The sequence below is a fragment of the Labrys sp. KB_33_2 genome (assembly GCF_052114505.1).
In the GTDB taxonomy this organism is placed as follows: Bacteria; Pseudomonadota; Alphaproteobacteria; order Rhizobiales; family Labraceae; genus Labrys.
Window position 1 is genome coordinate 99,111 of sequence record NZ_JBFREW010000012.1, and the last position, 14,352, is coordinate 113,462.

Genomic DNA, 14,352 nt, shown 5'->3' on the forward strand with positions numbered 1-14,352 from the left:
TTCGATCTTACCAGCTGTAGCGAAGCCCGCCCGACCCGGTAAGATCGTGCGAGGATTTGGAGAAATTGCCGCTGAACTTGCCGTAAACCGACAGGCCCGAGGCCGAGACCAGGTTCACGCCCGCTTCCACCAGGGCTGAATCCCGCGGCGCCGAAGCGCCGTAGACCACGAAATTATAGCCGGGCGCTGCGGTGAAGCCAGCCTCGACCGAACGCCGGTTCGCGAACTCATGCACCCATGAGGCGCGCAGGAAGGGTTCGAGATAGGTCGTCTCGCCGAAATAGAAGCGGGTATCGATCTGCGCGCCCAGGAAGGATGGGAACGAGTTGATGGTCCGCCCGGCATAATTGAGGGCGAGCCCGCCATCGGTGCCCTGGGCGTGCTCGGTCGAGCCGTCCAGATGCAGGGAAGAGAACTGCAGCGCCGCGAACGGCGTGACGTTCACGCCGGAGAAATTGGCCTTGTAGCCTCCCTCCAGACGCCCGCTGATGGCGCGGCCATCGAAGCTGTTACCGAGCGCGTCATAGGCGCCCGCCACCGGATTGACCGGGGCATCCGTGCCCTGGATCATAGCGTAGCGCTGGATGGTGGCGTGCATCACATCGAAGCCGAGCAAGCCGTTGGCGTAGAAATTGCCGTATTTGGCCGCCCCGTACAGCGCGAAATGGCCGGCATCCACCTTGCCGGTGGTGGCGCGCTGCTCCACCCCGAAGCTCGAATGGCCTCCGCCGACCGACAGGCCGATCAGATAGTTGGGATCGAGCTGGTAATCGATGCCCGCCGCGAGGCCCTGGTTGTGGGTCTTCAGATTGCCCGAGCCAACGACGGTGTTGCCGTCGAAGGAGGAACTGCCGCCATAACCGGTGACCCAGGCACGCCACAGGCGGATGTCGCAGAAGGAAGCGCCCTTTTCGGTCTTCCCACCGACATCGGCGCTGCAGCCGCCGACGGTCTTGCCGGTAAGATCGACCGCATTGGCGTTGCGCCAGAAATCGGCCTGCTGCATCACCGAGCGCATGAAGGCCCCGCTGTCGGAGAACAGCGTCTGCTGCACGCCGGCCGTGCCTTCGCCGTCGATGGAGTCGTAGGTCTTCTGCAGGGAGGCCAGGTCCGGCTGGAAGAAGATGGCGGCCGCCAGCGGCACGAATTTGGGCGAAGTCTGGTCGGTCTGGATCGCATTGATCGCATTGCCGACGGCATGCCCGTTCCTCGTCAGGCCATCTGCCGAGAAGTCGATCTTGGTGCGCAGGATCGCATCATAATCGGTGAAGATCAGGCTGTACTTCGCCACCGCCGTGGGGATGGCGTCGATGGTCATGCCGTTGTCGCTGACACCCTTTTCGGTATGCACGATGACATGGTCGCTGGTGCCCGGCGTCGCCTTGCCGGGATTGAGGAGGTTGATCGAGACCTTGCCGGCGAGATCGGCCGCACCCGAGACGTTCACCAGATCGGTGAAGCCGGGATTGCTCAGATCCGGCACGGCCGCCACCAGCGTTGTCGCCGACGACGACGTCGTGCTCCAATTGGCGTTCCGGTCGAGATCGAAGTCCAGCATATAGGTGCCGTCGGCCTTCTGGGAGAAATAGCCGGTCTCGTTGGTGGTGAAGACCCGGTTGATGCCGCCCACCGCCATGAAGCCGGAATTGCTGAACAGATGCGCCGCGGTATCGCCAAGCTGGATGGTGTCGCCGGTAACGAACCAGGCGCCGTTCTTGTTGTCGAAGCTGTTGAGGCCGGCGCCGAGCTTGACCGAGCCGGTGACCAGGTTGGTGTTGGTCACCGCCTCGTTGCCGGCCGTGCCATAGATGGCGAGGCCATCGATCCAACCGGTCCCGATCAGCTTCCTGTCCTTGTCGAGGGCGAGACCGACGGTCTTGCCGAGGTCGGCGATCAGGCCGGCATTGCTCAGCGTATTGGTCGCGCCGTCGAGGAAGCCGACGCCGGCGCCCATGCCGGTGCCGCCGATGATGGTGCTGGCGGCATTGACGGTGATGGCGATGTTGCCATTGGTCTTGCCCGCGCTCTGGGCCAGGATGGCGAAGGAACCGGAGCCTGCCGTCGTGATGTCCCCGGTCTGGTTGATGGTGACATCGCCCGCCTTGCCGTCGCCGCCGGCAGAGCCGGCAAAGCCGATGCCGACGCTCTTGCCGTCGAGCAGGTTGGTCACCACGCCCTGCGCGGTTTCCGGCAAGGCATCGATGAAGGGCTTGGGCACCGTGAGGCCGCCCAGCGAATTGACCACGCCGCCGCCACCGCCGATCGACTGGGCGAAGATGCCGTGTGCATTGGTGCCATTGGTCGCGATCAGTTCGGCCGTGTTGGTGACGCTGACGTCACCGCCATTCCCGCCGCCGCCGGCATCCGCGCCCCAGGCGCCGAGCCCGGTCGCAGCGGCAGCATAGCCGCCGCCACCGCCAACCGACTGGGCGAAGATGGCCGTGGAATTCTGGCCGAAGGTCAGCAGCGAACCGGCATTGGTGACCTTGACCGTGCCGCCATCGCTGCCGGCCGCCGCGCCGCGCTCGAAGGAGACGAGGCCGTAGGTTTCGCCGGACGAACCACCGCCACCGCCGACTGATTGGGCCATGATGGCATTGGACTGGTCACCGGTGGTGATGATGCTGACGGTGATCGGCTTGACACTGGGGTCATTGGAAAGCTTGACCTGCTTGCCGCCCGCGGCATTGCTGACGGTCACGTCGCCGCCCTTGCCGCCAGCGCCTGACTTGCCGCCGATCGCTACCGCACCGAGGCCGCCGCCGCCGATGCCGCCGCCGCCGCCGACCGACTGGGCGAACAGGCCGTTGGAGAAGTCTCCCTTGGTCTGCACGAAGCCGGCATTGGCGATGCCGACGCTGCCACCATCGCCCGAGGCGCCACCGCTGCCGCCGACCTGCACGAGATTGACGCTGCCGACCAGGCTGCCGATGCCCTGCTTGTCATAGAGGAAGCCGCCGCCGGTGCCGCCACCACCGCCGATCGACTGGGCGGTGACACCATTGGATTCGCGGCCTTCCGTGAAGATCTCGCCGGCATTGGCGACCGCAACCGTGCCGCCATTGCCCGCGGCGCCGCCGGCACCGCCGATGGCGAGAGCGCTGAGGGAGCCGCCACCGCCCGTGCCACCGCCGCCACCGACCGACTGGGCAGTGATGCCAGTGGAGAACAGGCCCTTGGTGCCGAGATAGGCGTAATTGTTGACCGTGACGGCACCGCCATTGCCCGCCGCCCCACCATCGCCGCCGATATCGATCAGGCCGGAGCCTGCGCCGCCCTGACCGCCGCCGCCGCCGATCGACTGGGCGAAGATGGCGCCGGAGGAGATGATGCCGTTGGCCTGGATGGCGCCGACACTGACGTCACCCGACTTGCCGTTGGTCACCGTGACGATGCCGCCATCACCGGCCGAGCCACTGTCGACGCCGAGGAGATTGGCGAGCGCACCGCCGCCGAGGCCGATCGTGCCGGTCAGGCCCGCGACGGCATTGCCGCTGTTGCCGCCACCACCACCAACCGACTGGGCGAAGATGCCCCAGGAATAGATACCCTGGGTCAGGATCTGCCCCTGATTGTCGATCGAGACCGTATTGCCATTGCCGGCCGAGCCGCCATAGCCACCGACGGCGACCACGTAGTTCTTGGCGATGCCGACGGCACCGAAGGGCATGGCCGCGAGCGTGGCGTAATTGTAGGGACTAGGCACCACGTCCTGCAGGCCGATGATGGCGCTGCCGCCCTGGCCGCCGCCGCCGCCGATCGATTGGGCGAAGATACCGCTGGAGGCATCGCCCTTGGTGATGATCACGCCGTCATTGCCGACGGTGACCGTGCCGGCATCGTTGCCGGTGCCGCCGAAGCCGCCCACCGTCGCCTGGAAGGAGAAGTTGTTCTTGGTCTCCTCTGGCGCCGTGCAGACGACCGGCAGGGTGCAGGCCTTGGTCAGGAGCAGGGCCAGAGAATTGGCCTGGCCGCCATTGCCGCCACCGCCGCCGATCGACTGGGCCTGGATGCCATGTGAGCCATTGCCATCCGTCTGGATCGAGCCGGACTGGTCGACGGTGACATTGCCGGCGGTATTGCCGTCGCCGCCGAGGCCGCCCACGGAGAAGCTGACATTGATCGTGCGGCCCTGGCTGGCGCCGCCGACGCCGAGCACCCCCGAGAGGCTCGAGCCGCCATTACCGCCACCGCCACCGATCGACTGGGCGAGGATGCCTTGCGCCGCATCGCCCTGCGTCTGCAGATTGCCGTTGCTGGTGACCTTGACATCACCGCCGGTACCGCCGCTGCCGCCCTTGCCGCCGACGGCCGCCCCGAAGTTCAGATTGGTGTTTTCGCCGCCGACGCCGAACACGGCCGAGCCCGCAAGCCCGCCATTGCCGCCACCGCCGCCGATCGACTGGGCGAGAATCGCCTGCGAGCCGATGCCCTTAGTGCCGATATCGCCGACATTGCCGATGGTGACGAGGCCAGCACCGGTGCCGGCACCGCCGAAACCACCAAGCGAAGCGCTGATGTTCTTGGAACTGGTGCCACCGAAGGCGCCGGTGATCGACAGGCCGCCATTGCCGCCGCCGCCGCCGATCGACTGGCCGGCCAGGCCGATCGAATAATCGCCCGCCGTGGTGATCGTACCGTTGCGCGTAACGCTGACATTGCCGCCCGTGCCGGCCGCGCCTCCGAAACCACCCACGCTCAGGGCAACGTCGACGGCATTCTGGCTGACGCCGACCGCACCGGCAAAGCTCATGCCGCCATTGCCGCCGCCACCGCCGATCGACTGGGCCAGCACGCCATAGGCATGGTCGCCGAGGGTGGTGATCAGGCCCTTGGAGTTGATGTTGACGGCACCGGCATTGCCGGCAGCGCCGCCAAAGCCGCCGAGCGAAGCGGAAACGCCGGCTTGCGTACTGCCGGAAGCGCCGCCAGTGATGGTCGCCGCGCCACTGAAGCCGCCATCGCCACCACCACCGCCGATCGATTGCGCCAGGACACCGTTGGAGCCGTCACCCTTGGTCAGGATATTGTCGACGCTGGTGACATTGACCGTGCCGGCATGGTTGCCGGTGCCGCCGAAGCCGCCGACGGAGAGGCCCAAGCCGGCGGTCGCGCCCTGGCTGAAGGTCAGCGACAGCGCACCGGAGAAGCCGCCCGAACCGCCGCCGCCGCCGATCGACTGGGCATAGATGGCATTGGAACCATCTCCATCCGTCTCGATGGTGGCGCTGTTGTCGGTCGGCAGGACCTTGCCAATGTTCGACTTTATGGTGACGTCGCCGCCGGTGCTGCCCGAACCGCCGCCGCCACCGACGCTGACGGACGCGCTGCCGCCCGTGCCGGTGCTGACATTCAGGTTGCCGGCGACCGAAAAGCCGCCATTGCCGCCACCGCCACCGATCGACTGGGCCGCAAGGCCGTGGGCGAGAGCCCCCTTGGTGTAGATCAGACCGGTGCTGTCGACCTCGGCCGACCCGGCCTTGGCGCCATCGCCACCGAAGCCGCCGACGGAAACCGCCAGGCTGACATTCTGCTCGCCGACGCCGATGGCACCCGCCACGCTGGCACCGCCATTGCCGCCATTGCCACCGATCGACTGGGCCAGGATGGCCGTCGAGCCAGCCCCGAGCGTCGCTATATTGCCGATATTGCTGGCCTTGGCGTTGCCGGCCGTGGCGCCGCCGCCGCCGAAACCGCCCACCGAAACGCCCAGGGCAACGCCCTCGCCGATGGTCGCGCTGAGGCTGCCGGCAAAACCACCATTGCCGCCGCCGCCCCCGATCGATTGCGCCAGGAGGCCGAGCGACAGGTCACCCTTGGTCTGCATATTGCCGGTATGGCTGACATTGACGCTGCCGGCCTTGCCGCCATCGCCGCCGAAGCCGCCGATACTGGCATTCAGGCTGCCGCCCTGCCCGATCTGTAGCGAACCGGCAACCGAGAAGCCACCATTGCCGCCGCTACCACCGATCGACTGGCCGACGACGCCACTGGACAGGATGCCATCGGTCGAGACATCACCGTTGACGGTGACTTCGACCGCATCGGCCTTGGCGCCGTCGCCCCCCGAACCACCGACGCTGGCGCCCAAAGCGACGCCATTGCCGATATTGGCCGAGAGCGTGCCGGCAAAGCCGCCATTGCCGCCGCCGCCGCCGATCGATTGGGCCAGCACACCGGTCGACTGATCGCCTTCGGTCGCGACAGCGCCGGTCTGCAAGACCGAGACCTTGCCGGCCGTGCCGCCATTGCCACCGGCGCCGCCGACCGCAACCGCGATGCTCGCGCCGCCCTCGGGCGACACCGTGATGGCGCCCGCGGCGGCAAAGCCGCCATTACCGCCACCGCCCCCCAGCGATTGCGCCAGGATGCCGGTGGACGAGGTGCCGAAGGTTGCCACGATGCCCTTGTTGGTCACGCCGACATTGCCTGCCGTCGCGCCGCTGCCGGCAGAACCGCCGACCGCCACGGCCGCGCTGCCACCGCCTTCGGGCGCGAGGGCGATGCTGCCGGACACCGCAAAGCCGCCATTGCCGCCACCGCCACCGATCGATTGGGCCGCGATACCGGCAGAGAAATTGCCGAAGGTGACGATGTCGCCCGTGCTGCCGACGGTAACCGCACCGGCCGTGTTGCCGGAACCGCCATTGCCGCCGACGGAGGCCGAGAGGGAAACGACGCCCGAACCGGACACGCCGATGCCGAAGCCGCCATTGCCGCCGCCGCCGCCGATCGACTGCGCTGTAATGCCAGCCGAGAGATCGCCGAGCGTGGTGATGTTGCTGGCCTGCTGCGTGCCGTTCTGGACGTTCACCGTGCCGGCCGTACCGCCATCGCCACCGCTGCCGCCGAGCGACAGGGATAGGGCGCCGGCGCCACCGAGAGCCAGCGAGCCACTGAAGCCGCCATTGCCGCCGCCACCGCCGATCGACTGGGCCAGAATGCCGCCGCCATTGGCGGTGGTAGCCTTGTAGCTGCCGTCGGAAACGCTGCCCGTGCCGGCCCCGTTGACGATCTCGCCATTGCTGGTGACGTTGACCGCGGACGCGGTGCCGCCGCTGCCCCCGCTGCGGCCGACGGCGACCGACAGGCCGGCCGATCCGCCCAGGGTCGCAGCGATGCTGGAGCCGCCATTGCCGCCGCCACCGCCGATCGACTGGGCAAGCACACCGGCGGCATTGGTGCCGGTAACCTGGACCGCGCCCTGGTTGGTCAGGCTGACGCCGCCGCCATTGCCGCCATTGCCACCGGTGCCCCCCACGGCAACACCGATGGAAACGCTGGTCGACAGCGAGGCGGAACCCGAGAAACCACCATTGCCGCCGCCGCCGCCGATCGACTGGGCGACGAGGCCGTTGGAAGCCTCGCCCTTGGTGAGGATCGGGCCGGTGCTCTTTACCGTCACGAGGGAGGCATCGGCACCCGCGCCACCGCTACCGCCGATGGCAACGGAGGCAGCCCCGACGCCGCCGACATTGAAGGAACCGGAGAGCCCGAAACCGCCATTGCCACCACCACCGCCGATCGACTGCGCCAGCACGGCGTCGGAACGATCGCCCTCGGTCTGGATCGCGCCATTGCTGGTGACGGAAACCGTGCCGGCATTGTTGCCGGCGCCACCCTTGCCGCCCAGCGACACCGCCGCCGAACCGGAGACGCCGACCAGGGGAACGCTGCCGCTCAAGGTAGCCGCAAAGCCGCCATTACCGCCGCCACCGCCGATCGATTGCGCCAGGATGCCGGCCGAATTGTCGCCCTTGGCCAGGATGTTGTGGTTCTGGTCGACCAGGACGGAAGCGCCGCTGCCGCCGCTGCCACCGCCACCGCCGAGGGAAATTCCGGCGGAAACGCCGCCCGAAAGCGCGAGCGCGCCGGCAAAGCCGCCATTGCCACCGCCGCCGCCGATCGACTGCGCCAGGATGCCGGCCGAATTGTCACCGTCGGTCTCGAGCGTGGCCGTATTGCCCGTCGCGCCCGCCGGCTTATAGACCTTGACCGTTACGGCGCCGCCATTGCCGCCACCGCCTGCCGTCCCGCCGAGGCCGACATTGACATTGCCGGCGACCGAGAGCTGGCCAGCCACCGTGGAGCCGCCATTGCCGCCGCCGCCGCCCACCGACTGGGCCAGGATGGCCGCCGAATTGTCCTCCTTGGTCAGGAGGTTGCCGGTCGAGGTCACCGATACGGTATCGCCATGCCCCGCTTGCGCACCGCTGCCGCCGAGGCTCACCGACGCACCGACCCCGCTGATCCCCGCGCCGACGGCCAGGCCGCCATTGCCGCCACCCCCGCCGATCGACTGGGCCAGGATGGCGGAAGAGTTCTTGCCGCCGGTTGCGATGTCACCGTTGCTGTCGACGGTGACGCTCTTGCCCGATCCGCCCTTCTCGCCGCTGCCGCCGAGACCGACATTGGCACTGGCAAGGCCGAGGCCAGCCGCAACCGTCACGCCGCCATTGCCGCCGCCGCCGCCCACCGACTGGGCCAGGATGCCACTGGCATTGTCGCCTGCCGTCGTAATCACGGAGAGGTTGGAGACATTGACCGTGCCGGCATCGCCGCCCTTGCCGCCGCCGCCGCCGAGCGCGATCGAGGCCTGGACGAGCCCTGCGGAACCGGCCACCGCCAGGCCGCCATTGCCGCCGCCGCCACCCACCGATTGGGCGAAGATGCCGGTCGAGCCACTGCCATGCGTCTGGATGCTGCCCTTGGTGTCGACCTGGACATTGCCGGCGCCACCGCCGTCGCCGCCGCTGCCGCCCAACGCAACACTGGCGCTGATCAGTCCGCCATTGGCGCTGATGCCGAAGCCGCCATTGCCGCCGCCGCCGCCCACCGACTGGGCAAAGATACCGGCCGAGCGGTCACCCCAGGTGATGATCGAGGCGCTGCTGGCCTGAGAGGGATCGGCATTGTCACGAAGGACGCTGACATTCGCGCCCGTACCGCCGACGCCGCCCTTGCCACCCAAAGCCACCGTGATGCCGGTACCGACGGCCAGGGCATTGCCGCCATTGCCGCCGCCGCCACCGACGGACTGGGCAAAAATGGCGGCCGAATCGGTGACAAGGCTCGAATTGTTCTTGGCATTCACGCCCGTTTCGATGAGGCCGGCGCTGGTGACCGTGACGGTACCGCCATTGCCGCCCGAGCCACCCTGGCCGCCCACGGTGAAGAGGCCGCCTGAGGAGCCGCCATTGCCGCCGCCACCGCCGACTGATTGCGCGAAAATGCCTTGCGAGAAGGACTGGTAGGTCGTGATTGACCCGCCGGCCGCATTGGTGACGTTGACCGATCCGGCATTGCTGGTGGTCGAGCCTTTGCCGCCGATCGCCACGAGACCGCCGGAGGAACCGCCGTCACCGCCGCCGCCGCCGATCGACTGAGCGAAGATGCCGGTGGAATTGAACCCCTTGGTGGTGATGCTGCCGCCATTGACCGCGGTGACATTGCCGCCCGCGCCACCGGCTGCACCATCAGCCCCGAGCACGACGAGGCCTCCGCCACCCGAGCCCGAACCACCGCCGCCACCGATCGATTGGGCCAGGATGCCGAAAGAGTGGGTGCCGCTGGTGGTGACATCGCCAAAATTGCGCGCATCGACGGTACCGGCGTCGCCGCCTGTGCCACCCTGGCCACCAATGGCGCCGAGACCACCGGCGCTGCCGCTGCTGCCGCCGCTGCCGCCGATCGATTGGGCGAGCAAGCCATGCGAATTGGCGCCATGGGTGACGATGGTCAAGCCTTCCAGCGCCGTGACCGAGGCCGAGCCGCCGCGGCCCGCGCCCGATGCGTCGCCGCTGGAGGCGACGATGCCGCCGGCGCTGCCGCCCGCACCGCCCCTGCCACCCTGGCTGATAGCCCCCAGACCGCCGGAATTATCGCCATAGGTGGTGATCGTGCCTTCGCCCGCGGTCACGCTCGCCGCGCCCGCGGCGCCGCCCTTGCCGCCCTCGCCGCCGCTGCCGACCACCGTATAGGAGCCGCCGCCATGGCCGCCGCTACCACCGATGGACTGCGCCATCACGCCATAGCCATTGGTGACGGTGATATTGCCCTTGCTGGTCACGGTGGCGCTGCCACCGGCGCCACCGCTGCCGCCGCGCGCGCCGCCGCCACCGAGATAATAGTCACCGCCATCGCCGCCGTCGCCGCCCCGGCTGATGGCGATCACCCCAGGCTGTCCCGAGGTCGTCAGCGTCTGGCCCGTGCCGGCATAGTTGAGATTGAGACCGCCGCCCGTGAGGCTGCCGCCACCGGCGCCCGGCTTGATGGTCATCGTGCCGGCATCGCCATTGGTGCCGAGCGAGATGGTGATGGAACCATCGGCATCGTTGGGGGTGATGGCGGCGGGAATATCGACGGAGGTTGTGTCGTAACCGCCACCGCTCTTGGGTGTCTGAGTCTGTTTCGTATAGACGTTGCCCGATCCAGCCTTCGGCGTCAGCGTGATGATGGAACCGTCGCTGTAATTGATGACGGCGACGCCCGTGGTCTGGTTGAAACTCTGGCCGGTGACGGTCGGCGCACTGCCGCCGCCCGAACCGCCGCCGCCACCCGATGCCGGCGGCACGAACAGCGCGCCGTCATGGCCGTTGCCGCCATCCCCGCCATTCTGCTGCAGGCGGACCTGCCCGTTCACGGGCCCGCTCAAGGTGTTGACGTTGAGGGTGGTCGGGCCCGCATTCACCTGCACACCCCCGGATAGGTCTCCGGTACAGGTCTGCGTCGAACCACTGGTGGAGCAAGCCGCGAGAGCGGGCGTCGCCGCGCCGATGGCCGCCAGAGAGACGCCTAGCAGGCTGGACTTGAGTGCCCATATCCATCTCGGCGACGCCCCGTGCAAGATCTTGCCCTGCTCGGCAACGCAACTCAGGTCACGACGATGACGCGTCATTCGAAATCCCCACCCACTCAGACATCGGCGGGGATCTACGGCATGCTGATACCGCCTGGCCGCGACGCAGGACGTCGATGCCGGCTGGTGGTTCCAACAAGTTGAGATAACGAACCCCGCCGCGGGGATACTGCCTCCGCCCCCTCACCAGACCCGGCACATCTTACCCCCCGGTAAGGCCGAATCGGCTTAGGCGCGGATTTTTGGTCCCCGCGGACAAAAACTAACCCAACAATCTTTTCCATTCTATACGGCGAATGTCGTATTTTTAGGTTTTTACTTCACATTTCACGCTCAAGTCACGACTATATAAAATTAATCTCTAAAATGTATAGATATATACTTACACAGATGGAGGACCTCTATAAAGTTTTAATATTTAAATTACCTATACATAAATAGAAACAGATTAAAAATAATATGCGAGCAATATGAAACATAAACTAAAGTTAAAACGTATCATTTACTTTGTTTTTTAATTCAAACTAATCAAAAACCCGATAATGCCGCAAGTATCTGACGCTCATCTCGGCAAACGCCATGAGGGGTATTTTATTACTCCGCGCGACGCTGCACCGGAGGCGGCATTCACCCAATCTCAGGCGAGCGTCCTGACCCAATAGGCCACCGCCGGATCCTCGGGCCAGGTCGATGCGAGAGCCTGGAACAAACCTCTGGCCTCTGCCGGCTCGGAGGCCATCCGGTCATAGGCAGCCATATAGGCCTGACGTCGCTCGGATGTCGCGTCATCGGGCCAAGGGCTGAAGATCGCCGTCTGCGCCGCGCGGCCGCGTAGCACGACATTGCCGAGAGGCCGCAGCCGCTCCGGCTCGCCGATGGCGGCCGCTGCACGCGCCCCGAGGCAGACCGTGGTGCCGAACTGCTTGTTGAGGGCTTCCAGCCGCGCCGCCGAGTTCACCGCATCGCCATGGGCGGTGTAATCGAGATGGCCGAGACCACCGACATCGCCCACGATCACCGGCCCGGTATCGAGCCCGATACGGGTGCGCCCGAAGCCGAGGCGCTTGGCATCCTCGCGCTGGCGGAATTCGGTGGTGAAGCGGCCGATCTCTATGGCGCAGTCGAGCGCCGCCCTGGCATGCCCTTCCACGTTGAGCGGCGCGTTGAACAGCCCGTGCACGGCATCGCCGACGATCTTGTCGACCATGCCGCCATGGCGGATGACGATGGCACAGACCCCATCGAAATAGGCATCGAGGGCGCCCACCAACGTACGCGGCTCGGCGTTCTCGGACATGGTGGTGAAGCCTTCAATGTCCGAAAACAGGGCCGTGACCTCGCGCAGTTCACCCTCGATCTTCAACTCTTCCGGGGCCGCGGTAAGCCGGCGAACGATCTCGGGCGAGAGGTAGCGCCCGAACTTGCGCTCGATCGCCCCGCGCAGCTTGCGGGTATGGGCGAACATCACCACCAGGGCCGAATTGGCGGCGGCGATCGCCGGGATCAGCGGGCCGGCCGGATCGATCAACAGGCGCGTGCTGGCAAACAGGCCGGCACTGAAGCCGATCCAGCCCAGCATCAGCACCGCCAGCACCGAGCTTGCGGCCAAGGGGCCGAGCCACAACGCAGCCGCCAGGGCCACGAGGCCGATGGCGGAGGCGGCGAGCGGCTCGATCAGCCGCGGATTATGGATGCGCTGCGGGATATCGCCCGACCGCAGGCCCTCGATCGCCTCGGCCTGGACCTGCACGGTCGGTGTCAAGGGGCCCACCGCAGTGGGAAGAAGTGCGCCCGCCTCCGGAGCGCTGGCACCGATCAGCACGACGCGCCCGGCAAAGCGTTCGGCCGGCACCTTGTCATCAAGCACATCGGCAGCCGAAACGGTCCGCGCGCGCCAATTCGAGGGAGCGGTGAGATGGAGCCGCACGGCAGCCCCCTCACGCAACGGAATGTGCGTGTCTCCCACCGATGCGGAAGTGCCGTCGGGATCGAGCAGGAAAGCGGATGCGTGCTGCGCGCTCCGGAAGACCTCCATGGCAAAACCCGCATAGATCTCGCTACCACCTCGCACGAATACCGGCACATGGCGCACTTTCGTGCCGGTCACAGGCGCGAGGGACAAGGCGCCGATTGCGACGGCTCCATCCACGAGCGCGGTGGATGGCGCAACGACGCCGGCAGCCTTCTGCGACAAGTCCTGCTGCGGCGCCGGAATGATCGGAGGCGGAAAAGGCAGGGCATCCTTGCCGGCCTCGTCAGGCAGCAGGCCAAGCACGACATCTGAACGGGCGATCGCTTCGGCGAGCTGCTTGTTCTCATCGGGCAGGCTGTCGGCCACCGTCGCCAGTTCCGTCCGGCCGGTCGATTTGGCGTAGACCCTCAGCATCGGCCCCGGCGAACGCCGGTCCGGGCCATCCAGCAGGATATCGACGCCGATGACCTGCGCTTGGGCGTCCTGCAATTTGGTGACCAGATCCGTCAGCCCCCCTCCTCGCCGCCAGGGCCAGGCTCCTTTGGCGGCGAGGCTGGGCCTGTCGATGTCAACAACCACGACGCCGCCCGGCAGGCGCTTGGGCGGGATCACGCTCTCGATGAAGTCGAAGGCTTCTTCGCGCAGGGAGTTGGCGGCCCCGCCGGGATTGTAGACAAGAAAGCAGAGACCAAGGATGAAGGCCGCCAGGCCTGTGGCAATCGCAGGCTTGAAGGCCGGATCAGCCACGCGCACCATCCAGGCCGGCGCTGCCATGCGCCTCCCCGGGCGCCGTCTCGGCCTGAGCCAGTTGGGTGAGCGCGGCGACGTGGCAATGCACGATGGCACCGCGCCGCTCGATCGCACCGCGCTCCTCGAAGGCTGCGAGCAGCCGGTTGACCTTGGGACGGCTGGCGCCGACGAAGCTGGCGATGGCACTTTGCGAGATCGTCAAAGGTGCGCTGCGGGCACCATCGGCGCGGGTGCGCCCGTACCGCTTGACATGCCAGAGCAGGAAGCGCGCCAGGCGGGCCTCGAGCGGATAGAGCGCGATCGATTCGAGCTGGTCGGTGGTGTCGCGCAGCCGGGCGCACAGCACCTGCAAAATCGGCATCTGCAGCGCCGGACGCGTGGCCAGCAGCCGCACGAAAGAAGCCTGCGCAATGAAGCCTGCCACCACCGGCCCGACCGCGGTGGCGTCAGCCGTGCGCCGGCCGCTGTCCAGCACCGCGATCTCGCCGATCACGTCGCCGGGAGCCGCTTCACGCAGGATCAGCTCGCGTCCCTCGACCGAAACGATGGAAAGCCGGATGGTGCCCTGCAGCACGATCAGCATGCCCTCGCCCGGCGCCCCCCGCGAGAAGATCGATTCGCCGTCGCGAAAACGCTGTTCGACGGCGAGATTTGCGACCGCGTCGATGTCCTCCGGGCTGGCGCCGGCAAACAGGTCAAGGCGGGAAATAGCGTTACGGAGCGGGACGGACATTGACGCAACTATTCCGATCTGGGGCATAAATATGGCGGG

Annotated in this window: 3 protein-coding genes; all 3 read right to left on the reverse strand. The window is 67.1% G+C overall.

The features are described 5' to 3' along the window. Positions 1-7: 7 nt before the first annotated feature. The 3 genes from AB4037_RS21745 to AB4037_RS21755 all read right to left on the reverse strand — a co-directional run bounded on the left by AB4037_RS21745 (position 8) and on the right by AB4037_RS21755 (position 14,313). Entirely contained in the window at positions 8-10,897 is a 10,890-nt protein-coding gene (locus AB4037_RS21745; RefSeq protein WP_441772914.1) for a hypothetical protein, read from the reverse strand. 598 nt (positions 10,898-11,495) lie between these two features. Then, positions 11,496-13,604, reverse strand: a complete 2,109-nt coding sequence (locus AB4037_RS21750; protein ID WP_441772915.1) for a CHASE2 domain-containing protein — start codon at positions 13,602-13,604, stop codon at positions 11,496-11,498. Next, positions 13,570-14,313 (reverse strand): Crp/Fnr family transcriptional regulator, encoded by a 744-nt coding sequence (locus AB4037_RS21755; protein WP_441772916.1) that lies wholly within the window; start codon positions 14,311-14,313, stop codon positions 13,570-13,572. Before AB4037_RS21755 ends, AB4037_RS21750 begins: the two co-directional genes overlap by 35 nt. Between the last annotated feature and the right edge of the window lie 39 nt (positions 14,314-14,352).